Source organism: Zavarzinella sp., assembly GCA_041399155.1.
Lineage (GTDB): Bacteria > Planctomycetota > Planctomycetia > Gemmatales > Gemmataceae > JAWKTI01.
Genome location: JAWKTI010000001.1, coordinates 1,527,874 through 1,552,964, shown reverse-complemented (window position 1 = coordinate 1,552,964; position 25,091 = coordinate 1,527,874). Strand labels below are relative to the sequence as shown.

Below are 25,091 nucleotides of genomic sequence, written 5' to 3'. Positions count from 1 at the left end.
ATCTTGAACAGCAGAACTTCTTATTTCACAACCACTTAGCGGATTTGGATTCCCAGGCGGAAGTTGCCTTTACCGATGGTGATCGTCTTGGTGGGAGGCACGAACACTGGTTGTTGCACCACCACAGGCTGGGGAATAACTTGCACTGGTTGCTGGAAACCACCATGACCGTGTCGAGGGAAACCACCACCGTGGCTGGGGAAGCCGTGGCCACCATGTACTGGATGAACAGGAACCCGATTGGTGCGGTACAGTTCGTTCTGCATTGCCACAATGGTTCGGTCCAGGTCGAGCACGCTCGATTTCAGGTGGATGTATGCCCGTTGATCACATGGGTGAAACCGCAGTTGATCCACCAGTCCGGAAATATGACTGTTCAGTTTATCCAGATCGTGCACTGCAACTTTCATGGTTCTAAAGTCGGCGTTTCGGGTAGCCAGTTCGTGAATCTGCCCCGCCAACGCTTCCATCTGCTCGATATCTTCGTGCAGGTGACGGTACAGTGGGGTGTTCTTGAAGTGGGCATCCACTTCGGCATGAACCCCGCGTGCCTGACGATCCAGTTGCAAAGCCAGCCGATCGATCACCGCACAGGATTGTGCGTTTGCGGCAGAACCACTAAAGAAACCCGCTGCTACTACGATTGCTACTACTGAGTATTTGCTGATCATGTTCATTGCCGTTCTCTCTTGTATTCAGTTTTTTCTGTGTTGTTGAGTGTTTTTCAGTTTTGTCACTCAAGTACACCAGAAGAATGGTCGAAAATGATCTGTTTGCGCGAAATCTGGAAAAATGACTGCTGGGAACTGCCTACTTGGGTAACGGGACCCCACTCAATTCAAACGGTATCGCAACCTCTCTCATAGTGGCAGGTGTCTGGTAAGTTGCATTCCATCCTTGGGAGAGTACCTTGGCCCCACCACGGAACAGGTAAGTAATGTTGTCATCGCCAATTTGAAAATTATCTGCTTGAAGTGGGGTTTTCTGACCAGTTGGCACCAGTTGGAGGCGATTGGAACGCATCCAATAACTTTCGTAACTCTCCCACTTTGCACTGGTTTTTGGATATATCAGTTGGGCTGTAATCAGATAGTCGTTGCCCGAAGTTTTACCTGTTAGTGAAACAGTTACTCCTTCTAACAATTTCTGCCCACTACCACTTTTTCCATCAATTTGGAACAGAAGAAAGCGATCCGCCATGGTCATCGTGATCTCTCCTTTGAGATTTATTCCCATTGCGGTGCGAGGTAAATTTGTAAACTGGATTACAAACGTTGTTGCAATTCCGGAAACTGGATTTCGCGTGTCCAGACGATTTGTTTTCAGCTGCGGGTTGATGGACACGCCTGCGTCATCATAAGTAGTGCAAATCTTGACATTCGCATGGCTATCTGATCGAAAAACTGGCAGCGAAGCCGGCCAAGCTACCTGAACGGTCATTTGGTGGGTGGAAATCTGGGTTTCGTAATCGATTTTTGAGTTCAATTGTTGTGGGGCAATAAAAAATGGCCCACTAACATCAAAAATTTGTTTCGACTTTGCTGAATGGAATTCAATGGAATTCCCACGGACCCAAATTTGAGAATCTGTTGCCTCAGCACATATTCGAATTACATCCCAAAATGGTAATTTCGAACGCGTGAAATCTACCTGCTGTTGAAATTTATTGCTGCTGCCGAAAATTATTTTTGTTCCCGTCTGAATTTGTGCGGCTTTGAGTGCGTCGTTGGGCGATAAAGTCGGTGAGGGCAGGGTAGTTGTGTGAGGGTTTTTTAATAAATCGTCCCCTACGACCGCGCATGGGGCAACGAGAAAACCAATTATTAACAGCATCATGCGTTTTTTCATGTTTGTATGTTCCGCAAATGAAGAAAAGCGTTCACAGCAAGAGCAAAAGGTATCTTGCCCATTCTCAAAGTTTGTAGACAGGATGCCATCAGAAACCTATCTTAACATGGTAGACGATTGTGTTGCATACACTAAACGCGGTGCGGGCACGGTTGATGATTTGAAAGATCGAATCTACACTGACAATGATTTGCCCTCAATATCTGCCATAATGTACACTGCCACTCGACTGGAGAGACGAATCCATGATCGTCCGTTCTGAAGACTTGGTTCAACGATCAGCTATTTCAAACGAGTTAGTCGACGTTGATCCCTTAGAAACCTACGAATGGCTCGAATCGCTCAGTGCAGTGATCAAAGGCCAGGGTTTAGAGCGGGCACAATTTCTTCTGGATCAGTTGTCGCACAGGATGCAGGCGGCAGGTTCCACTCAGAAAGTTGGCTCGCTTCACTCACCGTACATCAACACGATTCCTACCGAATTGGAAGTTCCATTTCCTGGCGATCGGGAAATGGAACGGCGTATCAAAAGTCTTGTACGCTGGAACGCAATGGCCATGGTTGCCAGGGCAAACAAGACCACCAACGTAGGTGGCCACATAGCCACTTTTGCATCAGCAGCTACGCTCTATGAAATTGGTTTTAACCATTTTTTTCGTGGTATGACAGACGATTCCAGTGGTGATGTCGTCTACTTTCAAGGTCATGCCTCGCCTGGGATGTACGCTCGTGCCTTCTTAGAAGGTCGCCTGAACAAAAAGCAATTAGAAAACTTCCGCCAGGAGTTACAGGAAGGTGGTGGCCTCAGCAGTTATCCTCACCCCTGGCTGATGCCGGATTTTTGGCAATACCCCACGGTCAGCATGGGACTTGGGCCAATCATGGCGATCTACCAGGCTCGCTATGCCCGTTACTTAAAGGGGCGTGATCTGTGCAATACTGAAAACACCCACGTCTGGGCATTTCTGGGTGATGGTGAATGCGATGAGCCTGAAACCCTTGGCTGTCTGTCAATTGCAGCACGTGAAGGGTTGGATAATCTGACTTTTCTGGTGAATTGTAATCTGCAGCGACTTGATGGTCCGGTCCGTGGTAATGGCAAAATCGTTCAGGAGCTGGAAGGTATCTTCCGAGGTGCTGGCTGGAATGTCATCAAATGCGTTTGGGGTTCTGATTGGGATGAATTACTGGCACGGGATACCACTGGTGCATTGACAAACAGGTTGTTAACGATTCCCGACGGCGAATACCAGGAATACGCTTACCACTGCAAGAAAGGTAATTTTGCCATTATTCGGGAAAAATTGTTCAATACGCCAGAACTCAAGGCGCTAGTTGAACATCTGACGGATGAAGATCTTGCCAGCCTTCGTCGCGGTGGGCATGACCCGGTTAAAGTTTACAATGCCTATCGTGCAGCGATGAATACCCGGGGCAAACCATCTGTTATTCTTGCAAAAACAGTTAAAGGTTACGCGACATCATCTGAAGCGAACAATACTGCCCACCAGGAAAAGAAACTAAAAGTTGTGTTGACTCAAGAAGAGCTCGAGCAGATGCTCGATCCCTCGGACAAAGAACACAAAATGGAACTCAAGGCACTTCAGGGTTTCCGTGAACGGCTGCAAATTGATATCCCAGATGCGGTTCTGGAAAAATGCGACTTGTATCACCCAGGTGATGACGCACCTGAAATCAAATACCTGCATGAACGACGGCGGTCATTAGGTGGCTACCTTCCCGCCAGAAATAATGTTTTTGTGCCTTGTAAGGCACCTGCCGCTGAGAGTTTTGAGCGAACGATGCAGGGAACACCTCCCGGAAAGGGTCAATCAACGACTCTTGCCTGGGTGACCTTGATGCAGTCGCTAATGAAGGACCCCAACGTTGGCAAGTTGATTGTGCCAATTGTTCCTGATGAAGGCCAGACTTTTGGTTTGCCACCTTTGTACAAAACCTTTGGCTTGTACAGTCCTGCTGGCCAGAAGTATGTTCCTGTAGATAAAGGAACAATGTCCGAATATCGCGAAGCTTCTAACGGACAGATATTCCAGGAAGGAATTAACGAAGCGGGCAGTATGGCTACCTTCATCGCCGCAGGTACTGCTTACAGTACGCACCGGACGAATACGATTCCGTTTTACATTTATTATTCGATGTTTGGATTTCAGCGAGTCGGGGATTTGATCTGGGCCGCAGCTGATGCCCGAACCCGAGGCTTTCTAATGGGTGCCACAGCGGGTCGCACCACATTGAACGGTGAAGGCCTGCAACATGAAGATGGACATAGTCACCTCGCCGCAATGACCGTCCCTACCTGTCGTGCATATGATCCCGCGTGGGGTTATGAGCTGGCAGTGATTATTGAAGACGGTATTCGCAGGATGTTTGTCGATAATGAAGAGTGCTTCTACTACTTGACTGTCTACAACGAAAGCTACGATATGCCAGCCATGCCTGAAGCTACACGCGAAGGGATTATTCGTGGCATCTATTCTTATCGTGAACGCAAGGTGGCTGAAGCGAAAGCGACAGTTCAATTACTGGGCAGTGGGGTGATTTTGCAGCAAGTTCTGAAGGCACAGGAACTTCTGGCAGAAAAATACAGCATTGAAAGTACCGTATACTCGGTAACCAGCTACCAGCAACTGATCCGTGATGGTGTTGAATGCGAACGAATGAATCGCCTACATCCGGAAGCAGAACAGAAAGTACCGTATATTCAGCAGGTGCTGGCTGATACGGATGGTCCAATTGTTGCTACCAGCGACTACATGCGGGCACTGCCGACTCAACTGGCAACGTATTTAGGTGATCGTTTCCTGCCTCTCGGCACTGAAGGATTTGGTCGTTCTGAAACCCGTCAGAATCTTCGCAGATTCTTTGAAGTTGATGCTCAGCACGTAGTAGTTGCCTCCCTGTACAAACTGGAATTGATCGGCAAAGTACCAGTTGGCACAACAACACAAGCAATTAAGGATTTTGATATTAATCCAGACGCACCTGCCCCCTGGACGGTATAGTGCAGCAATATTGCGATATGATAATACAGTAATTATTTCTGGTTGTTGGAATTTGACAACCATACCCTCCGTTACTCAGAAGAATATTAGATCATGACAGAATTCCGACTGCCTGAACTTGGTGAAGGGATCGAAGATGGGGTGATTGTCGAAATCAAGGTACAACCTGGCGACTCAATTTCACCACAGCAGGAAGTGTTTGTCATTGAAACAGATAAGGCGTCGATGCCAATCGAGTATCCACACGCGGGTGTGGTGGAATCGATCGCTGTGAAGGCGGGGCAACGTGTCAAAGTTGGCCAGATTCTGGCTAACTTCGCTGGAGCTAATGGCAAGGTACCAGAAAAACAAGCACCTAAAACGAACTCAGAATCTCCTAAAAGTGAAGCACCTCCAAAAAATTCTGATGCTGAATCAGCCACTGTCGCCGAATTGAACACTTTTGATTTCGTGCTGCCGGACTTAGGCGAAGGGATTGATTCTGGTGTGGTTGTGGGCATCGCTGCAAAAGTTGGTGAATCTGTAGAAAAAGATCAGGAACTTTTTACGATCGAAACGGATAAAGCTGCAATGCCGATTCCCGCGCCAGTCGCAGGAGTAGTTGAAGCGATCCTTGTGAAAGAGGGTGATCGTCCAAAAATCGGTGCCACTCTGGCAAAAATGAAAGTATCTTCACAATCTTCGCCTACTGCACCGAAACCTGCGAGTGCTCCCACCAAAAAAGTTGCACCCGCACCTGCAGAAAAGTCGGTTACGGAGACTTCATCAACGCCTTCAACTGGTGTGGTGAACGCCACTGGGCCAGTGCCTGCCAGTCCATCTACAAGAAAATACGCCCGCGAACATCAGGTCGATCTGAATCAGGTTGCTGGCACTGCACGTGGCGGCCGAGTGACGTCGGAAGATGTGCGTACTTTTATCCGTGCCAAAATGAATCAGCCTGCTGCGACTTCCAGCGCTGTCGGTTCAGCGCTATTCTCAGCACCACCGATGCCGGATTTCAGTAAGTATGGCCCGATTGTGAAAAAGCCTGTCAGCAATATCCGCAAAAAAATTGCAGAAAACCTGTCCTTATCATGGCATATGGCACCGGCGGTTAACCAGTTTGATCTGGCAGATATCACTGATTTGGAAGCAGGTCGTAAGCGAATCGTTGATGCGATGCCGAAAGGTACCGCCAAGATTACGATGACTGTTCTGGCGATCAAGGCAGTGGTGGCAGCACTGAAAGAATTCCCCCACTTCAATGCCTCACTGGACATGCAGAACGGGGAAGTCATTTACAAGGAATATTACCACATCGGAATTGCTGTTGATACTGAACGTGGATTGGTTGTACCTGTCATTCGCGATGCAGACAAAAAAACAATCCGCGATCTCGCACAATCAGTAGCGGCACTTGCTGACAAGGCACGAAGTGGAAAACTGACCCCAGATGAAATGCGGGGCGGTACTTTCACGATTACGAATCTGGGTGGAATTGGTGGCACTGCTTTTTCGCCAATTATTAACTATCCGGAAGTTGCTATTCTGGGATTATCCCGTTCCAGTATTCAGCCAGCGTATCGTGATAACCAGTTCGTTGCCCGACTGATGATGCCCTTGTGTCTCACCTACGACCACCGCATCATCGATGGTGCTGATGGTGCCCGCTTTACAACACGTTTGGTGCAACTGTTCTCCGATCCGATTCGGCTGTTGATGGAAAGCTAATTCGATTTTCTGGATTCAAACTAACTGGCCCTATCGGTACTGATATGAGTGAAATAAATAAAGAAACACAGCTTCTGGTGATTGGTGCTGGACCCGGTGGTTATCCTGCAGCATTACACGCGGCCGATCATGGGATGAAGGTTATCCTGGTCGATTCTGACCCGAGACTTGGCGGGGTCTGCTTAAATCGTGGCTGTATTCCATCCAAAGCTCTCCTGCATGTGGCGAAAATTCTGGAAGAGACACGGGAATTTGAAGAAATTGGGATCCACTTTCAGCCTCCAACTGTCGATCTGGCAAAACTCCAAAAATTTGTCCAGCAGCAAGTGGTGGGGAAATTGACCAATGGAATCGCCATGCTCTGCAAGGGGCGTGGGGTGGAAGTCATTCGCGCAAAAGCCACATTTACTTCCTCGAATACAGTACAACTGGAAGGGGAGAACACTGGTACAATTCGTTTTGAAAAGGCAATTATTGCCACAGGCAGTCTGCCCGCAATCCCGAAGGCATTCAATCTAGACGATCCACGGATTATGGATTCTACTGCAGCCTTGCTTGTGCAAGATGTGCCAAAGACCCTTTTGGTGATCGGTGGAGGCTATATTGGCCTGGAAATTGGAACTGTTTACGCAGCCCTGGGAACCAAAATCACAGTTGTAGAGTTTACTGACGGGTTATTGCCTTCCGCAGATCGGGATCTCGTGGCACCGCTGGAAAAGAGAATGCGGAAACGGTTCGAAGCCATTTATCTGAACACAAAAGTGGCGTCATTAAAACCAACACCCGATGGAATTGTCGCACAATTGGAAGGTAAAGATGTGCCAGCAGAAATGATATTCGATAAAGTGCTCATTTCAGTGGGACGTCGACCGAATAGTGCCGGATTGGGGTTAGAAACGACGCAAGTGGAAGTGTCAGAACGTGGTTACGTCAAAATCAACAAACAGCGACTGTCCAGCGATCAGAATATTTATGCCATTGGTGACGTTGCAGAAGAGCCTGGTCTGGCTCACAAAGCGACTGCAGAAGCCCGTATTGCCATTGAGGCGATACTTGGTGAGCCAACTGCTTTTGAACCCCGGGCGATTCCAGCTGTCGTGTTCACAGATCCTGAACTTGCATGGTGTGGGATTACCGAAAAAGAAGCGGTTGAGCAAAATATCCGTTTTGAGAAACACACCTTTCCGTGGGCAGCATCGGGACGTGCCATTGCCCTTGCTCGTCCAGAAGGCCTGACGAAACTGCTTGTCGATCCCGCCTCACAGCGTATTCTTGGTATGGGGATTGTGGGAGTTGGGGCAGGGGAGATGATCGCAGAAGGCGTTCTGGCGGTAGAAATGGGTGCGGTGGCCCGCGATCTTGCTGAAACGATTCATGCACACCCCACTTTGGCCGAAACGATTATGGAAAGTGCGGAAATGGCTGCAATGGGCAGTGCTACCCATGTTGGAAAGCCTAAAAAGCGAAATTAAGCGAATCGAACTGAACTAGATCTTCATCTGATTTGTATGTAAGTAATGCGTAAACTTGGGATTTAATGAATTATTCTTCATTAATGGATTTTTTTGCTCATTTCGCATTCTCGTGCAAAGATAGAAATATGGCCACTTTAATTACACACGACCGAGCCTCGTTACCACTAACTCATGGTAAAGGGGTAGTTCTTTTTGACGGAGAATGCCCACTCTGCCTCAAAAGTGTCCATATACTTCGCAGATTGGATTGGTTCAACAGATTAGATTTTCAGAATGCTCGGGATTGGGACCAGATTCCTGTCAATAATGCCAACCTTGTGCAGGAACGCCTGATTGAAGAGATGCATCTCTTGAGGCCGGATCGTCAAAAAGCATACGCTGGTTTTAGGGCGTTTCGCTGGATAGCTGGTCGTCTACCTTTATTGTGGTGCCTTTACCCCCTGTTATTCCTGCCAGGAATTCCCACTATCGGACAACGGATTTACCTTTGGATTGCAAAAAATCGCTTTCATCTCGTGCCATGTCACAATGGCATCTGTACTATTCCATCTAAGCGGAAATAAGAATCTGCACCCTCTACCTCTTACTAGTAAAGTAGCATTCTCATGAGTCGACGGTTTGTTGAAGTATTTGCGGACGGGGACAATGTTGATGAAGTCTTCCTGATTGCTGATAAACATTTGCGAGTGAATCGGAACGGAGCCCCCTACCTATTGCTGGATCTGCTGGATCGCACGGGAACAATCAGTGGCAGGATGTGGAATGTCAGTGATGATCAGCACACATCATTTGAAGCCGGGGATTACCTGTTGATCCATGGCAAAGTACAGTTGTTTCAAGGATCTTTGCAATTAATTGTCAACAACTTCGACAAAGTTGATCCTGCGCAGGTAGATCCCGCAGATTTCCTGCCCACAACAAAGCACAATATTGGTACGTTGCTGGAAAAGCTAAAAGGATTTCTGAGAAAAATCACCAATCACCATCTGCGTGCACTTGTAGATTGCTACCTGATTGATGATCAGTTCATGAAAGGGTTTACGCGTGCTCCAGCAGGGATCAAGGTTCACCACGCATACCTCGGTGGCCTACTGGAACATGTAGTGATGATGCTGGATATTTCGGAGAAAATTCTGCCGTTGTATCCCAATGTCAACAAAGATCTCGTACAGGTAGGTATTTTCCTGCACGACAGCGGAAAAATCCGAGAATTAACTTACCAGCACATGTTTTCGTATTCAGATGAAGGCCAGTTGGTTGGGCATCTGGCGATCGGATTGGAATTTCTTTCTGAAAAAATAAAACTTGCTGCAAAACAGACCGGTGAAGCATTCCCAGATGAACTTTACATGCACCTGCGGCATTTAATTGTCAGCCATCATGGGGAATCCCAGTTTGGCAGCCCCAAAATTCCGATGACTTTGGAAGCAATTGCCCTGCACATCATTGACATGTTTGACTCCCGTCTGTGCATCGCGATGAAAGAAATCGATGATGATCGCAAAGGCAGTTCGCACTGGACACCATTTAACGTTGCCTTGCAACGAAGATTGTACAAAGGGAAGAGTGAATAATAACTTTTTCCTCCCCCTTCACGTCTGAGAGTCAGTATTTCTAAGATTGTGCTTACAAAAGATCCTTGCGAAGGTAAATCGAATTCGCAATCGTTTGACAACGCAATACATAACCATTTTCCTTCAGCAGGTCACCAATCGTATCGATCGATTTCAGTGTGCTGTATTGGACGGTTTCAGCGCAGATGACCATCGGTCGATATTTGCTGAAATCGAGCGTTTTCAAAATGCTGAAATCCAACCCCTCTGTGTCTACTGAAAGAAAATCGGGTGCTTTATCACCATGATTTTCACGAATGATTCGATTGATGTCAACAAGTGGCATTTTCACGACACGGTCAATCCGCAGTTTGCCACCACTATTTGCAACACGTGTTTTCGCTTCTTCCTCATCAAAAGTATTCAATTGTGGGTAGTTCAAGACGTAAAAGTCCGCCTCACCTTCCTCTCCAAGGCCAATTCCGATATTCAGAACCTGATCTTCCGGGCGTTTTGATTTCAGATCGGCAATCATGTCAACATTGGGTTCGATCAAGGTGCCGCGACTACCCGAACGATACAGATTGTAGGTATTGCTGCCAATTGTGGGATGATATGCCCCCACATCCATATAACTGGGTTTGTCAATTTGGAGATGCTGAAACAATTGGCTTACCAGTAAATCTTCTCCACATTGCCCAAAAACAAGCTGGTTTCCTTCTGGTAGCACTTTCTGGTGCCACTCTATCGGCATCAACAAGCCAGTTCCTGCAGTGGCAGCTCCACCTGCCAATGCTCCGAACAAGAAATCGCGACGAAAAAACTGAAAACCTTTGCGTGCTTCGGCCATTTTTGCTATCCAAAGATTGAACATTGCAAAAGTAGCATAAATTTATTCTCGAAAATGGCAGAAATGTATGCCTGAAACTGAAATCGTTGAAATCGAGGTTATTTGCTACCAATCGCGTAAAGTTTTTTATACCCCCGCAAATAAATTCTGCCGTTAGCAATAGCCGGGGAGGCACTGAAATCATCATCAAGACGATTTTCAGAGATCAGTTCAAAGGATTTACCTGCTTTCACAACCCCCACCTGACCGGTGCGGGATGCCACAATAATTTTCCCATCAACATATACTGGTGAAGCGCGGTGGCGACCTGGATTCACTCGTTGACTGTATAATTGCTCGCCCGTTTTGGCATCAACACAGTTCAGTACACCGGTTTCACGCGTGAGATAAACCAAACCATCAGCTAACAAGGGGGATGGTACATCAGGAGTCTCTTTCGCGCGTCGCCATAATTCATGTTCGCTCCCAGCAGAAAACGTGCCTTTCGCAGTGGGTTTTACACCCACAACAGGTCCATTTTTGGCAGTGGGGACCACAATCAGATCGGGCGTAACCAGCGGAGTGGCTACAAAACGCAGGGTTGCATTATAAGCTGACTTTGGGTTCAGACCACCGAGACGCCAGATTTCGCTGCCGTCTTTCAAATCATGGGCAATCGTATAATCATTCCCGTGGGTCACCAGGTAGGCATCTTTGCCGTTCGACCACATCATAGGTGATGCGTATGAATGTTCGCATTCTGCCCGTCCATCACTTTTGCGGTCGATTTTCCAGATATCTTTGCCAGTTGCAGCATCGACACAAACGACATCCTGGTGTTTTGTGTGCAGTAACTGGAGATATAACTTACCATCGTGCAAGACTGGAGTGGAATGCATGCCAAACTGAATCTGAAACTTGTTATACCGTTGTTGCACATTGAAGTTCCAGATTTCTTTGCCTGAAAAATCAAAGCAGACCAATTCTCCACTGCCAACAAAGAACCACACATGTTTTCCATCGGTTGTGGGCGAAGCGGACGCACCGTTGCCTTCATCAGAACGGGCTTTATTCGTTGTTTTGCCTATACTTTTTTGCCATAGAACTTTGCCATCCGTACTGATGCACATTGCGATGAGTTCAACGCCGGCTTCACTCGTCAAAAAGATCTTGTCTTCCCAGATTGCGGGCGTCGCACCTCCCATACCTGGCAGGGTCAGTGACCAGACGATATTTTTTGTTTCAGACCATTCAGAAACGATCCCTTTTTCCTTGCTGATACCATCATTGTGGATACCACGCCATTGTGGCCAGTTATCGGCTGATGCGGATAACAGCAGAGCCAAGTGCCAGCAGTGCAGTCGCAAAATACTTCATAGTTCTCTTCAAAAAAGAATAGGTCAGTGAGTGGTAATCGCCTTGATTACTTCACCACGGGTTAATGGAATGGGTCGATCCAGATGATCGAGAAGTTCGGTTTCTGGAGAGTATCCCAGCCTGTCGAAGACGGTTGCGATGATGTCCTTTGGAGTAACTCGTCCATCGCGTGGGTAAGCTGCTTGTGCATCAGAAGATCCATGAACAACGCCACCTGAGATTCCACCACCTGCAAGTGCCAGCGAAAACACATTTCCCCAGTGGTCACGCCCAGCGCTACCATTGATTTTAGGAGTTCTGCCAAATTCTCCAGTCCAAAGTACCAGCGTGCTATCGAGCAAACCACGCTGATCAAGATCTTCAATCAGTGCGGAAAAAGAATGATCCATCATTGGCATCAGTGGGGAACGAAGAGATTTCGCATGGTCGCGGTGGGTGTCCCACATTCCCTGATTGGGTGCGTCTTTGATGCGGGTCCAGTTGACCTGGATCATGGGCACACCCGCTTCTACCAGACGCCGTGCCAATAACACACTTTGACCAAATCTAGTGCGTCCATACCGATCGCGTGTCGCAGGGGATTCTTCTTCAATTGCGAATGCTTTTCGGGCCTGTTGCGAACTGACCAAATCGAATGCTTTATCGCGAAAATGATTCTTTTCACGCTTCTCATAATTCTCAGCTTCGCGATCCAGCACGACATTTAATTCGCTTAACAAAGATTGGCGGCCTTTCAAACGGATCTCATTTAATTCAGTGCGTGGGCTGATTTCCGGTGCCTGAAAGTTAGGCTGGTTCGGGTCGCAATGGATCAGCCAGGGATTATATTTTCTGCCAAGAATGCCCGCATCCTGTCCTGGCCAGGGGATATTACCATCATTCCACAGATGTTCGGGAAGTACCACTGCGGAAGGCAGTCCGTTTACGGTGTGGCGGAGATACCTCATGATCGCTGTCAGAGATGGTGCCAGATTGGGGGCCTGGGCAGTGACATTTTCCCGATTTCGGGGTTCATGCTCGACACCTGTCAGCATCTGGTAGCCGCTCGATGAGTGGGCATTATCGCCACTGGAGACTGCACGCAGCACCGCGATTTTGTGGGCCAGTTTTGCCGTCTTTGGCATCAGCTCGCCAATTCGGAATCCAGGGATACTGGTGGGAATTGTGCCAAATTCACCCCGTATCTCTGCGGGAGCATCTGGTTTGGGATCCCAGGTTTCGTGCTGTGGGGGCCCACCTAACAGCCCGAAAATAATTACGGAACGTGCCTTGGCACGCTCTGGTTGTTTGGAACGGGCAGCCAGCAGACTGGGTAAAGTCAGGGCACCCAGACCAATTGAGCCAATTCGTAGCCATTCACGCCGCGTTACGTCTGCATCAAAAATGGTTAACATTTGTTAATCTTTCCAGCGGAATGAAATTTCTGCTTGGTATGCCCAAATATTGTGCCAAAAGTTTCTCGCTGATGAAACATTTTTTTCTGAATTCTCGACTGATTTTTCCGTGCAATTTTTCCAATGGTGCGACATAATCAGCAGACAATACTTTGAGGTTACCAAGAGAATGAAAAAAAACTCATTAATGACGCTTTTTCTGGCTTCAGTTTCAATGCTTGCCGCACAGGCGGAAGATTGGACACGGTTCCGCGGTCCTGAAGGGTTGGGTGCGGCAAACGATCAGAACATCCCCACCAGCCTGACAGAAAAAACAACTCTTTGGCGTGTTGAAATCCCTGGTCGTGGCTATTCTTCACCAATCATTTCGAAAGGGAAACTTTTCACTCAATCCGCAGGTGAAAAAGGCGACAAGCGACTGATGCTTTGTTACGATGCAAATAATGGTAAACAACTCTGGTCGAAAGAACTGACCGGTAAATTTGCAAAAACACATGCAAAAAACAGTCTGGCTTCTTCCACACCAACCGCAGATGGAGAGCGTGTCTACGCAATCTTCTGGGACGGAGCAGAAATTTCGCTAAGTGCGTGGGATTATGAGGGTAAGCAGTTATGGAGCAATAACTTAGGGAAATTCGCCAGCCAGCACGGTGCAGGATTATCTCCGATCGTTGCGGGTGGAAAAGTCATTGTGAATCTCGATCAGGATGGCAAGGCAGAATTACAGGCTTACGATGCAACCTCTGGCAAACTGGCATGGTCTCAACCCCGCAAAGCTTACCGTGCGTGCTACAGCACCCCGTTCATTCTGAAAAAAGAGAAAGAAGAAGAATTAATCGTCGCAAGTACTGCTGGCGTAACATCTTACAACATTGAAACCGGTAGCACCAATTGGAATTGGACCTGGACCTGGGAAGCGAAAGGGAAAGGAAAAATCAGTGCACTTCGTAATGTAGGCGGTCCCATCTACCACAACGGCTTGATATATGCCATTTCTGGTGATGGTGGTGGCGATCGACATATGGTAGCGGTGAAATCGGATGGATCCGGCGATGTGACGAAATCTGCATTAGCCTGGGAGATGAAAACTGGCACCCCTTATGTTCCAATGCCTGTTGCTAAAGATGGTATGCTCTTCTGGATCACGGACAAAGAAAATGTGGCCTATTGTGCCGATGCCGCCACTGGTAAAGTGCACTGGAAAGAACGTCTGGGTGGGAGTGGGCAGGTCTATACATCCCCGATTCTGGTTAATGGTGCGATTTACTCAATCAATGAAAATGGGCAGGTTTTTGTGTTCAAAGCCGCGAAAGAATTTGAAATGATTGACCAAAGCGACTTGAAAGAAGGCGTTTACGCTTCGCCCGCTGTTGCAAATGGCAAATTGTATATCCGAGGTGAGAAGACACTGATCTGCTTTGGCAAAAAGTAGACTCGCATTTGTTGATAATTGTTGATTTTAAAGTCAACTAATCAACAATTATATACAGTTATTTCAATTTACTTCACTTCGAAATTATCCGTACGGAATGGCGTTGCTGGTATCCCTTCTTTATTTGCCAGATTCACAATAGGGTAGTTCGCCCAGCCATAACGCACTGCAACAGGCTTTTTGACTTTATCGGATACAACAATAACCTCGTTGCCTTTAATTGTCGCTGTTGCTGGGTGGAAAACTTGATCTTCACCACAGATCGTAAACCCTGTCAGTTCTTTACCATCGCTGGAAATCAAGCCGTTTTCCGCATGTTGGAATGTGATCAGGCATGATGAATCCACCGTCGTCATGCTCGAAAAAACCGGTCCCATGGGGACAATTTTCTTCTGATAATCTTTTGCCAGTGCCAACAGAGCGAGACGTGTTCCTACCGGCGCTTTGTCTTGTGGGTGAATATCAGTGGGATTTCCAACATCGGTGATCACCGCCATACCAGTATTTTTCACAGTTTGTGCGGTTTTCAGTTGCGATTCACGCAGAATAGGCCAGTTTTCACCCATGGGATTGCCCGCATTGAATGGTGCCAGTTGGACAAAGTAAAACGAAAAGTCCCCTTGTTTGAACTGCGTTCGCCAATCAGCGATCATCTTGGAGAATAGAAGTTGGTATTCAGTCGCACGCGCGATGGTGCCAGCGTTTGATTCACCCTGATACCAGATCGCTCCACGAAATCTCAGACCCAGAAGCGGGTGGATCATACCGTTGTACAGCGATGATGGATCGTTAGAATTGGTGCCTGGTTTGCCGGCAAGTCGTGGTTGTCTTGGGATCTGTTTACCATTTTTCTTTGCTGCATCTGCGGCCAAACGCCACTTTTTCATTTGTTCTTCATAATTTGATTTCGACTTTTCTGGATCGTATTTGCTGGACGCCTGATCCAGGTTAGTCGTATAGTACTTCAAAGTTTCCTCGTTTTGCAATCCAGGTCGACTGGTCCATGCTTCAGCAGGTGTCCCACCCCAGGAAGTGTGGATCAAGCCGATTGGAACATTCAATTCCGCCTGTAACTTCTTGCCAAAATGATACCCCACCGCGGAAAAATTAGCGACCGTTTGCGGATTGCAGACAAACCACTTTTTGGAAGCGGGTTCTACTTTAGGATTCAGTTGAGTTTGCGGTGTATCGATCGCGAACTTCGGTACGGTGAATAATCGAATGTTGGGGTTGGAAGAATTTGCAATAACTTGTTGTGCCTGAACGGTTTTCGACAATGGCCATTCCATGTTGGATTGTCCCGAACAGAGCCAAACTTCACCCACAGCGATATTCGAAAAGGTTCGGCTTTCAGGTCCTTTCTGCTTGCCAATTCCTGGCTTCCTTTCTGGCGAACCGGTGACGGTTAATTTTCCGTTGGTGCCAACTGGAAATTCAGCCAATTTGACAGACCAATTTCCAGATTCGTCCGCAATGGTGCTACTCCCTTCTTCACGGGAGCCATCAGCAGTTGTAATGTGTAAATGCACATAGATCTCTTCCTTCGGCCGAGCAGTCCCCCACACGGTGATTTGCTGATCTCTTTGCAGCACCATATTGTCAGAAAAAATCTCATGAACCTTCAACTGCGCGATTGCAGGCGAAAATAATCCCAAAAAGAGAAAAAATGTGAAACTTTTTAGAAACATCGGTAGTACTCTGGAGAGTGTAAGTAAGTGCACGCCATTTGCACTTGTCGTAGTTGTTCTAACAACTGGGATTGTAAGAAGTGGGGGAAAATGATGAGAAATATCTCATAAATATCCATTTCATCAGAACGAATAAATATGAGCACGTGAAATTTGTTGGATGCTCCTTCCGTGCTTATAATGTTCCTGCATTGTCGGAGAGAGTGTTTCTTTCTGCTGAACTGAATTTTTGGAGTTGAAATGAAGAAATTGTTTGCGCTGGCGTTTGCTGTTGTTTTTGCTACCACCACTTTTGCACAAAAGCCAAGCGAAGAGCCAAATCCACTGAAAGATGCCAAGGTAGGTGATTTTGCCAAGTACAAAATGTCGATGTCGATCCTCGGGATGAATATCGACATGGAAGCCACCACCACTGTGGTGAAAAAGTCCGAAAAAGAAGCCACTTTGGAAACAGAAGTGAAATCCGACGGCAACCTGCCTATTCCGAATCAAAAACAGACACAAGTTGTGGATTTGACGAAGCCTCTTGATCCTGCAAAGTCGATGAATCTGCCTGAAGGCACCGAAGCCAAGATCGAAAAGTTGAAAGATGGTAAAGAAAAGATCAAGGTGAATGGCAAAGAATACGATTGCACCTGGGAAACCTACAAGATGAAAATGAAGCAGATGGGCATGGACATTGATGCTGATGTCAAAGTGTGGAATGCCAAAGGCTTCAAGTTTGGTTCGGTCAAGATGGAAATGAAAATGGAAGTTCTGGGGAACAAAATGGACATGACCATGGAACTGATTGAAAGCGGATCTGGCAAGAAAGGCAGCGACGACTGAGTTATTTTTTACCCAGACAGTATCTTAACCATTCCTGTTGCAATTCCTGCACAGTTTCAATCTGATAGTGCGATTTCAAAGCACTTGAAAAGCCCCTGCGTGGAGCCTCTCTCAGAAAAGCAGTAAACGCCTTTGCTCCATGTTGTTGAACGAGATAGTGTACAAGTGATACTCCTTCGGCGAAATACGTACCCGTTTCGTTTTTCTCTGGAAAGTTATCCATTGCCAGAAATGCTTCTAAAGTGTATAGCTTTCGTTGCTTCAACAGGTTGGGCACTGCCTGCAGATACCCCGCAAGTTCCGTTTTGGGTTCCGAAAGGCTTGCCATACCAATAATTGCCCACCGAGGGGGAAGTTGTTCACTGAACAAATCGGTCACCACCATCTGGGTAACAAAATGAGGCAAATGCTTTTCAAATACTTTTGGATCATTAGCATCCAGGTGGATCTGCCGTTGAACAATCTTTTGTGCATTGAGTTCGACAACAACGTAACCACTGGCCGTTGCTGTTTTTTGTTGTTTTTCCAGCCATGCCTGGTAATTCTCGTGAAGAAAAATCTGGCAGGGAACATCCCATGTTGTGCCGGTTGAGCCAGCCCAGCGAAGATACATGGCGGCACGTATTTCTTCGGCGAGTGCTTTTGCGTACTCACCTGAATGTGGATCTTTTGCTAGGCTGATCTGAAATGAGTTCTTTGAGGCACTGATTGAGCCCTTTTCACCCGTTTCCTGTAAATGATTCACCAGGATAGCGCTGAATTTGTCGAGGCCCGGGGACTGTAATTTGCGAATTTCTGATATTTCTTCCAGAAACATCTGTCGCTTCATTTCAGTACACGTACCTGCATTCAGGCAGGTAGCAATTGCATTCAATCTGCAGTAGCCCCACTGTTGCTCCTGAATTGAAGTCAACGGTTCTCCCACAGATTTGGCCTGTTGGAAATATTCCTGCGCCTTTTGGTAATCCTTGGCTTCAAACGATACGGAACCCAGTTTCGCCAATTGAGATACTTGTGAAACCAGCGGACTGGGAGCAGGTGGTACTGCTGGTGGAATCAGGTTGGAATTCGATGGTGCAGGAAACTGAACATACTGGATTTGCAATGCACAGGGGAGAATCAAACACAAAATATTTGCAACAGAAACCATGCTTTCGCCCACTTCCATGTAGGTGCCAGGAATTTAGACAATATCTGTATTTGGAAAAAAATACAAGGCGAACTCGACCACAGGGAAAAATCTCCAAGAATACAAATTACCAGTCCCCCACCTAACGAAATCGGGATGTGGGAGTAAACTGATCCTTTGCGGTTGTACCAGGAACAACGAACGATGCCACTGTTTGAGAAAGTAGAACAACAAGTTGATTTTCCGGCACTTGAACGTGAAATGCTGCATTTTTGGGATGAGAATTCCATTTTTGATCAACTGCGTCAGCAAAATGCTGGCAAGCCAAAGTGGTCTTTTTTGGACGGCCCGATCACAGCGAATAACCCCATGGGTGTTCACCACGCCTGGGGGAGAACCTATAAGGATGTTTACAATCGATATTTTGCGATGACTGGCAGAGAATTGCGATATCAACAGGGGTTTGATTGCCAGGGACTGTGGGTCGAAGTTGAAGTAGAGAAAGAACTGGGCCTGCAAAGTAAGAGGGATATCGAAAATCTCGTTGAGAATGATCGGCATGCGAGTATTGCCAGATTTGTGGAAGCCTGCAAATCCAGAGTCGATCGATTTGCCCGAGTTCAGACAGAACAGTCGATCCGACTGGGGTACTGGATGGACTGGGACCGCACTGATGAAGACTGGGCCAAAAAGCCAGATCAACGCAAATCCTACTTCACAATGTCGGATGAGAACAACTACAGCATCTGGTCTTTCCTGAAAAAATGTCATCACAGGCAATTGATCTATCGCGGGTATGATGTGATGCCATGGTGTGGTCGATGTGGTGTGGGCTTATCCGAAATGGAAGTGAAAGATGGTTACAAAGTCATCGAACATCGGGCAGTATTTGTTCGCTTCCCACTGTTGGATCGACCTGGTGAATCATTACTCGCCTGGACTACCACGCCATGGACCTTAAGCAGTAACGTTGCAGCCGCAGTCAATCCGAAGCTGACTTATCTGCAGATCCAACTGAAGGACCACATTTATTACGTCGCCAAAGGTGCATTCCGGTTCAATCGCATGGAATCAACCGGTGGGGCAGATGAAGAGCCCCAGGAAGCATCTGGCAAGAAAAAGACACGGGAATGGATCGATGGCGTGCCATACCTCAAATCGATCGAACAGATGTTCAAAGAAAAAGCCGGTAAAGATGGCTTTGCAATTCTTGCTGAAATTCCAGGTGCCCAGATGGTGGGTTGGCGCTACCGCGGCCCATTTGACCATGTTCAAGCTCAACAGCACCCAGCTGGCTTTCCGCTGGAAGTATCTCAAATCGTACAGCAAAACGGCTGGGCTGACCCTGTTTCTTCGCAACAGGTTCATCAAGTAATTTCGTGGGATGATGTGGGTGAGACGGAAGGAACTGGAATTGTGCATATCGCACCAGGCTGTGGTCGGGAAGACTTTGAATTGGGCAAAAAATACCGCCTTCCACCGATTGCACCACTTGATGACACAGGAACATTCGTAGATGGGTTTGAGCATCTTTCTGGACGTGCAGCCCACGATTCTTCTACGGCAGATGTGGTGTTTGATTTTCTGAAAGAACAGGAATTGTTATTTGCTGTTGAGCGTTACGTCCATCGATACCCCCATTGTTGGCGTTGTAAAACCGAATTACTGTTCCGTTTGGTTGATGAATGGTTCATTTCAATGGGGCCACGGGAAACGGAAACCGGATTTCGTGGTGAAATCATGAAAGTGGTTGATCAGGTAACGTTTTTACCTGAAAGTATCAACGGCAGGGCTCGTGAGCGCGACTGGCTGCGGAATATGGGTGATTGGATGATCTCCAAGAAACGATACTGGGGATTAGCCTTGCCGATCTGGGTGGATGATGAAGACCCCACACAATTTGAGGTAATTGGGTCACGGGAGGAATTACAGGAAAGAGCGGTAGCGGGGTGGGATGAATTTGCAGAGCATTCTCCCCACCGTCCGTATGTGGATCAGATTAAAATCCGCAATCCCAAAACCGGGAATACCATGTCCCGCGTACCGGACGTGGGAAATCCATGGCTGGATGCAGGTATTGTGGCATTTTCAACGATGAAATATCACAGTGACCGCGATTATTGGGAACAGTGGTATCCGGCAGATTTCATCACGGAAAGCTTTCCAGGACAGTTTCGCAACTGGTTCTACGCACTTCTGGCAATGAGCACCATGATGAGTGATGGGAAACCACCGTTTAAAACGCTGCTGGGCTTTGCAACAGCTCGAGATCAATTTGGCGAAGAGATGCACAAAACTGCCGGAAATTCGATTGAATTTATTGGTGCAGCCAATGAAGGTTACAAAATCGATTACAAGTTGAAGGCGAAGGAACAACCGAAACTTCCCGAAGGTGGGATTGAATTTGAATTGGTGGAAAAGCCTACCAAAGAAGGGCACGTACGGGTAATGCGCACTCTTCATCCTCCCATTGGTGCCGATGTGTGTCGCTGGATGTATTGTCGCCATAATCCTGCTCAGAATCTGAACTTCGGACCGAAACCTTCTAATGAAGTAAGGGCGCGTTTCATCATCAAACTTTGGAATTGTTACGGCTTTTTCGTCAATTACGCACGTCTTGATCAATTTGATCCAGATCTGAACACGGTAGAACTCGCAGAGCGTGAAGATATTGATCGATGGATTGTTTCCGAATTGCAGCATTTGATCAACACGGCACATACAGCATTCACGAAATACGACGTCATGACTTTCTGTCTGGAAGCAGAACGATTTGTCGATGAGAAATTGAGCAATTGGTACATCAGACGGAATCGGGATCGTCTACAAAGCAGTGTTCATAACAATAATCAACTTCAAAGCAAATGGGCTGCACACAGCACGTTGTACGAAGTGCTGCAAACACTTGCAAAATTGTTTGCTCCAATTGTTCCGTTTCTCAGCGAGGCAATCTATCAGAACACTCGCCGAAATACCGACCCACAAAGTGTTCACCTGTGCCCCTACCCGGTTTCAGAAACGAACCGGATTGACCAGGAGCTTTCCGAAGAGATGAACGCATTGCTGACCTTGGTAAATCTAGGTAGCTCGGCAAGAAATCTCGCGAAAATCCGCGTAAGACAAGTTCTTGCAGAACTTGTTGTGCAGTCTAGTCAGCCCGCAGTGGTGCGTGCAGCGCATCGTTTTTCCACTCAATTACTTGATGAATTGAACATCAAAGCTTTGAAGTCTGTAGAAGCAAATTCGAGTCCATTACTGCAGACGATTACCAAACTCAACAAAAAAACTGCAGCCAGCAAGCTTGGAGCAAATCTGGCGAAGGCAGAACAAGAACTGGCATCATCAGTTTCCGCGTCGGAACTCGTTGCTCAACTTGCAAAAGGCACTTGCACCCTTGCTGGAGTAGAATTGGATGCAAACGATATCCAGATCGACTACCTTTCACCCGAGGGATGGGTGGGGGTCGCAGATCGACATACGCAACTGATGATTTCAACTATCATTACACCCGAACTGAAACGCGAAGGGCTTTCACGGGAAATTATCCGAAAAATTCAGGATTTCCGCAAAAAGATTGGCTTAGAAATGGAAGATCGGATCGAATTATTTCTACAAACCGATTCTGAAGTTCTGCAAACAACGATCGATACGCTCGGGGAGACGATCGGATCGGAAACGCTGACCATTCGGTGGGCCGCACAATCATTGGAAAATCAGGTCACAGAAACCATTGATTCAGACAAAATTCTGATTTCAATCTGTAAAGCAACAGCGGATTAAGTTTGAGAATCGAATTATCTGCATTCTTTCCGATATGCAATATCTTCTGCACATTTGAAAAGGTAAGTACAATCCAGAAAATTGTTAAAATCTAAAATCTGGAGGGTTTGGGCAATTTAGTTAAAGCAATTTTTTCCTTTCTCCGATCACCAAAGATGTGTTCGCTCGATCTGTTTTGTATTGAGTGGTACATGAACCTGTCGTAGGAACGACACCGAACCACTGGAAGTGGAAAGAGGAAAAATGAGCAGTACATCTTTAGTTTTCGCTGCATGGATTGCAGGATTGAATCCCGCAGCACCTGTTGTTACCGAACCCGTACCTGCACCGACACAGATTGTTGCGTCAACCAGCAATTGCAGCTCCTGTGGGGCAGCCCCCATTAACTATGGCATGGAAAAAGGCTGTGGTTGTGGGCTGATTTCCAAAATTAAAAGTAAGTTCAGTGGGATTTGTGGTGGTTGCAGTGGCTGTGGCAATGCCTGCGAAGCCCCGAAAGTTGTTCATCATGTGCCTGCAAAAACCTGCACCACCTGCAAAGTGGAAAGCTGCAACACTTGTGAATCAAAGGTGATCTGGTATCCGGGGATGCTGATTCACAAAATCAAGGCGAAAGTGTTTCACAAGGATAAATGTGATACTTGCCATTCTGCTCCTGTAGTGGGCACCACCTCCGGCAATTGTGGTACTGTTGTGATCCCTCCGACAACCGTTGTTGCACCCACTGATGCCCCTCCGGTTCAGGTGATCCCAACGACACCAGTTGTGCCAGCAAACCCTAAGCCTCCAGTACCTCCAGTGAAGGATCCAAAGCCAAAACTGGAACCTAAAAAGACTACCCCTTCGATCAATGCAACTCCTGCACTGATTCATCCGGTTCGTGGGATTCTTCCAGTGCAAACCGCACCAGGCAAGCTGCCGGTTGGCAATGGTAATCCTTTCTAATCAATGAAGAAAATTGGGCAAGTCAAAGACAGGTGTGAAAGTGTTGTGAAAAAACTTAATGCAAGTCCTTAATCGCCATATACTTTGGTCGATTCTTCTTTGATTACGGGTTGGGTCAGACCGCCTGCTGTCATCGTTGCTTTGAAGCGGGCATCACCCTTGGTTACAGCAGTAACCACGACTTTGTAGGTGACATCGGCCTTCACTGCCAACTTGGGAAGATTTTCGAACACGATTTCATTACCGACGATTTCGTACTTCACAGGCCCTTGGGCTGCTTTAAACCGAAATTGTGGTGGGATGGTACAAATCAGCTTCACATCGTTCTCGTATTTTGTACCTGTGTTGGTGATCCGGATTTCGTAAGCGGTATCGTTATTGATTTCAATTGGATCATCCACATCCACCAGTTCCATCAGCAGTGCAGATAGCCCTTCCACTTTCGTGGTGACATCCTGGTTGCTGCGGATACCACGGTCTGCTGTGGCAATGATTCGGTGGCTGTGTTCTCCAATGCTGGTGGGTAACAGTTCCGCACGTACTTCTTTCGACTGGCCTGCTGGAATCTCACCAATAAACCACTTGATCGTGCGAGAAGCATAGTCGTGTTGCCCGCCGTTATCGGAGGCAACGTAACTGAAACCTGCTGGAATCAGTTCTGTAATCACCACATTCGAAGCGGGAGCATTCCCTGGGTTAGTCACTTTAAAGGTGTAAACTGCTTTCCGTTCAAGATAGCGCATTTTGGGGCCATTTACTGCCAGATCAAGTTTCGGCTGTACCACTTCAATACTGGCACTATCGGTGGCATTCAAACCACTGTCATTCTGAACCTGAACAGAGCAAACTTGTTTGCCAGCCGTTTTTGCGATACAAGCAATAGGGATCGAGCGAGTTTCACCCGCACCCAGACTACCTACATCAAACTTCAGTTGATTACCACGCGCACTTTCCAATCCGTCGCCTAACGTGGCTACAAGTTGAATGCCTTCTGCCACATAATCACCGGGATTGCTGACAACCAGCATAACATTGGCAGGATCACCAACCAGTGCCTTTTCCGGTACAGTGGCTTTCACCATCAGTTTTGGTTCGCGAATCTGTACTTTCATCGCCGTGGAACCGGTAAAAGTTACCCATGACTGACAGGTGATTTCACCCCGCTTCGGTGCGACAAACTTCATCTTCAACAGGTGGTCCTGCTTCGCCAGCATCGTGCCCAATTCCCACATTAAAACACCTTCGGGACCTTGTGCTTTTGGTTCGGTGCTTTCGACCTTAACTCCTTCAGGAATCCGTACTTGCACAACAACTTTCTGCAATGGAATATTGCAGGTATTGCGGACAAATAGTTGATATTCTGCCGGCTGACCCACTTTCAGTGCAGTGGGGCCCAGCCATTCCATACTGATGGTTGAATCGGATTTTGAACTTCCGTTGCCTGACGTGGCAAAAGCAGGTTCTGTGCCAGCCACTTTAATTGTTTTTGCTGGCTGTTCTGCGATGCCTGCCGGAATCTTGATCGCGCCTTCAATTCCAGTGGGAGGCACTTTTCTGGTTTCTGGTAATGAAGGAACTTTAATATCTTCAACTGGTTCCAGTACCCGTACCGGTGGTTTGGGCTGTGGGAGCAGCTGGTCCGGAACATTTTTCTCAGTTGCAGGTGGCATCACGAATGGATTTGAGCCCATGTCCGGTCGTGGGGCAGGGGGGAGATCGTTAATAATCGGAGCCTTTGGCAAAGGTCGCTCAGGTTCGGAAAAATCAGGCAATTTTGGCACTTCCGGCATGGAAATGGTATCGCTGTCACTGGCAAACAGATCTGTACCAGGCGTAACCATTTCTTCATCTTGGGCAATTGGTCTTGCCTGACCCAAAGTAGACCAACCAACTAAACCCACTACAAAGGCTGTAATACCAGCCAGAAAATACAGTTTTCGCATCCTGCCCCCCTAACAATCTAGAATGTGCAGTGTCCTGCACTCCGTGCGATATGGTGCACAGGCACCAAGCACACGCCATAGCGTACTATCGGCATAATCGTCAAGAAAACATTAATCAACACAATCAATAAAGC

General features: G+C 47.2%; 16 protein-coding genes. 8 read left to right on the top strand and 8 right to left on the bottom strand.

Features of this window, described 5'->3' with window-relative positions:
- Positions 1 to 35: 35 nt before the first annotated feature.
- Entirely contained in the window at positions 36 to 677 is a 642-nt protein-coding gene (locus R3B84_06440; protein MEZ6140194.1) for a hypothetical protein, read from the bottom strand.
- Positions 678 to 810: 133 nt separating this feature from the next.
- Positions 811 to 1,206 carry a hypothetical protein gene (locus tag R3B84_06435; protein ID MEZ6140193.1) on the bottom strand — a complete coding sequence of 132 codons (396 nt, stop codon included), beginning with the start codon at positions 1,204 to 1,206 and terminating at the stop codon, positions 811 to 813.
- 887 nt (positions 1,207 to 2,093) lie between these two features.
- On the opposite strand from R3B84_06435, the gene R3B84_06430 reads away from it, so the two are divergent.
- The 4 genes from R3B84_06430 (at position 2,094) to R3B84_06415 (ending at position 9,633) form a co-directional block, all read left to right on the top strand.
- A complete protein-coding gene (locus R3B84_06430; protein ID MEZ6140192.1) occupies positions 2,094 to 4,871 on the top strand; it encodes a pyruvate dehydrogenase (acetyl-transferring), homodimeric type in 2,778 nt (925 codons plus the stop codon).
- Positions 4,872 to 4,964: 93 nt separating this feature from the next.
- Positions 4,965 to 6,584 carry a 2-oxo acid dehydrogenase subunit E2 gene (locus R3B84_06425; protein ID MEZ6140191.1) on the top strand — a complete coding sequence of 540 codons (1,620 nt, stop codon included), beginning with the start codon at positions 4,965 to 4,967 and terminating at the stop codon, positions 6,582 to 6,584.
- 44 nt (positions 6,585 to 6,628) lie between these two features.
- A complete protein-coding gene (gene lpdA, locus R3B84_06420; protein MEZ6140190.1) occupies positions 6,629 to 8,056 on the top strand; it encodes a dihydrolipoyl dehydrogenase in 1,428 nt (475 codons plus the stop codon).
- A 608-nt stretch (positions 8,057 to 8,664) separates the two neighbouring features.
- On the top strand, positions 8,665 to 9,633 hold the full coding sequence (locus R3B84_06415; protein MEZ6140189.1) for an OB-fold nucleic acid binding domain-containing protein: 969 nt from the start codon (positions 8,665 to 8,667) through the stop codon (positions 9,631 to 9,633).
- A gap of 52 nt (positions 9,634 to 9,685) precedes the next feature.
- Here the strand turns inward: R3B84_06415 and R3B84_06410 are convergent, their stop codons facing one another.
- The 3 genes from R3B84_06410 to R3B84_06400 form a co-directional block, all read right to left on the bottom strand.
- On the bottom strand, positions 9,686 to 10,462 hold the full coding sequence (locus R3B84_06410) for an FkbM family methyltransferase (protein ID MEZ6140188.1): 777 nt from the start codon (positions 10,460 to 10,462) through the stop codon (positions 9,686 to 9,688).
- Positions 10,463 to 10,560: 98 nt separating this feature from the next.
- Entirely contained in the window at positions 10,561 to 11,787 is a 1,227-nt protein-coding gene (locus tag R3B84_06405; GenBank protein ID MEZ6140187.1) for a PQQ-binding-like beta-propeller repeat protein, read from the bottom strand.
- A 54-nt stretch (positions 11,788 to 11,841) separates the two neighbouring features.
- Complete coding sequence (locus R3B84_06400; protein ID MEZ6140186.1) at positions 11,842 to 13,212, bottom strand: DUF1501 domain-containing protein; 1,371 nt, start codon at positions 13,210 to 13,212, stop codon at positions 11,842 to 11,844.
- Between the two features lie 169 nt (positions 13,213 to 13,381).
- On the opposite strand from R3B84_06400, the gene R3B84_06395 reads away from it, so the two are divergent.
- Positions 13,382 to 14,644 carry a PQQ-binding-like beta-propeller repeat protein gene (locus tag R3B84_06395; GenBank protein ID MEZ6140185.1) on the top strand — a complete coding sequence of 421 codons (1,263 nt, stop codon included), beginning with the start codon at positions 13,382 to 13,384 and terminating at the stop codon, positions 14,642 to 14,644.
- Between the two features lie 68 nt (positions 14,645 to 14,712).
- Here the strand turns inward: R3B84_06395 and R3B84_06390 are convergent, their stop codons facing one another.
- Positions 14,713 to 16,332 carry a sialate O-acetylesterase gene (locus R3B84_06390; GenBank protein ID MEZ6140184.1) on the bottom strand — a complete coding sequence of 540 codons (1,620 nt, stop codon included), beginning with the start codon at positions 16,330 to 16,332 and terminating at the stop codon, positions 14,713 to 14,715.
- A 240-nt stretch (positions 16,333 to 16,572) separates the two neighbouring features.
- Here R3B84_06390 and R3B84_06385 point away from each other — a divergent pair, with 240 nt between their 5' ends.
- The gene (locus tag R3B84_06385; GenBank protein MEZ6140183.1) at positions 16,573 to 17,160 is read left to right on the top strand and encodes a hypothetical protein; all 588 of its coding nucleotides are present in this window, start codon (positions 16,573 to 16,575) and stop codon (positions 17,158 to 17,160) included.
- Between the two features lies 1 nt (position 17,161).
- On the opposite strand, the gene R3B84_06380 is transcribed toward R3B84_06385, so the two are convergent.
- Positions 17,162 to 18,310, bottom strand: coding sequence for a hypothetical protein (locus R3B84_06380; protein MEZ6140182.1), 1,149 nt, complete (start codon positions 18,308 to 18,310; stop codon positions 17,162 to 17,164).
- A 183-nt stretch (positions 18,311 to 18,493) separates the two neighbouring features.
- Between R3B84_06380 and ileS the strand changes: the two genes are divergently transcribed.
- Both ileS and R3B84_06370 read left to right on the top strand, forming a co-directional pair.
- Positions 18,494 to 22,069 carry an isoleucine--tRNA ligase gene (gene ileS, locus R3B84_06375; GenBank protein MEZ6140181.1) on the top strand — a complete coding sequence of 1,192 codons (3,576 nt, stop codon included), beginning with the start codon at positions 18,494 to 18,496 and terminating at the stop codon, positions 22,067 to 22,069.
- Between the two features lie 243 nt (positions 22,070 to 22,312).
- Positions 22,313 to 23,014: a hypothetical protein gene (locus tag R3B84_06370; GenBank protein MEZ6140180.1), complete on the top strand. Its 702-nt coding sequence runs from the start codon at positions 22,313 to 22,315 to the stop codon at positions 23,012 to 23,014.
- A gap of 68 nt (positions 23,015 to 23,082) precedes the next feature.
- Here the strand turns inward: R3B84_06370 and R3B84_06365 are convergent, their stop codons facing one another.
- Entirely contained in the window at positions 23,083 to 24,957 is a 1,875-nt protein-coding gene (locus R3B84_06365) for a DUF11 domain-containing protein (GenBank protein MEZ6140179.1), read from the bottom strand.
- Between the last annotated feature and the right edge of the window lie 134 nt (positions 24,958 to 25,091).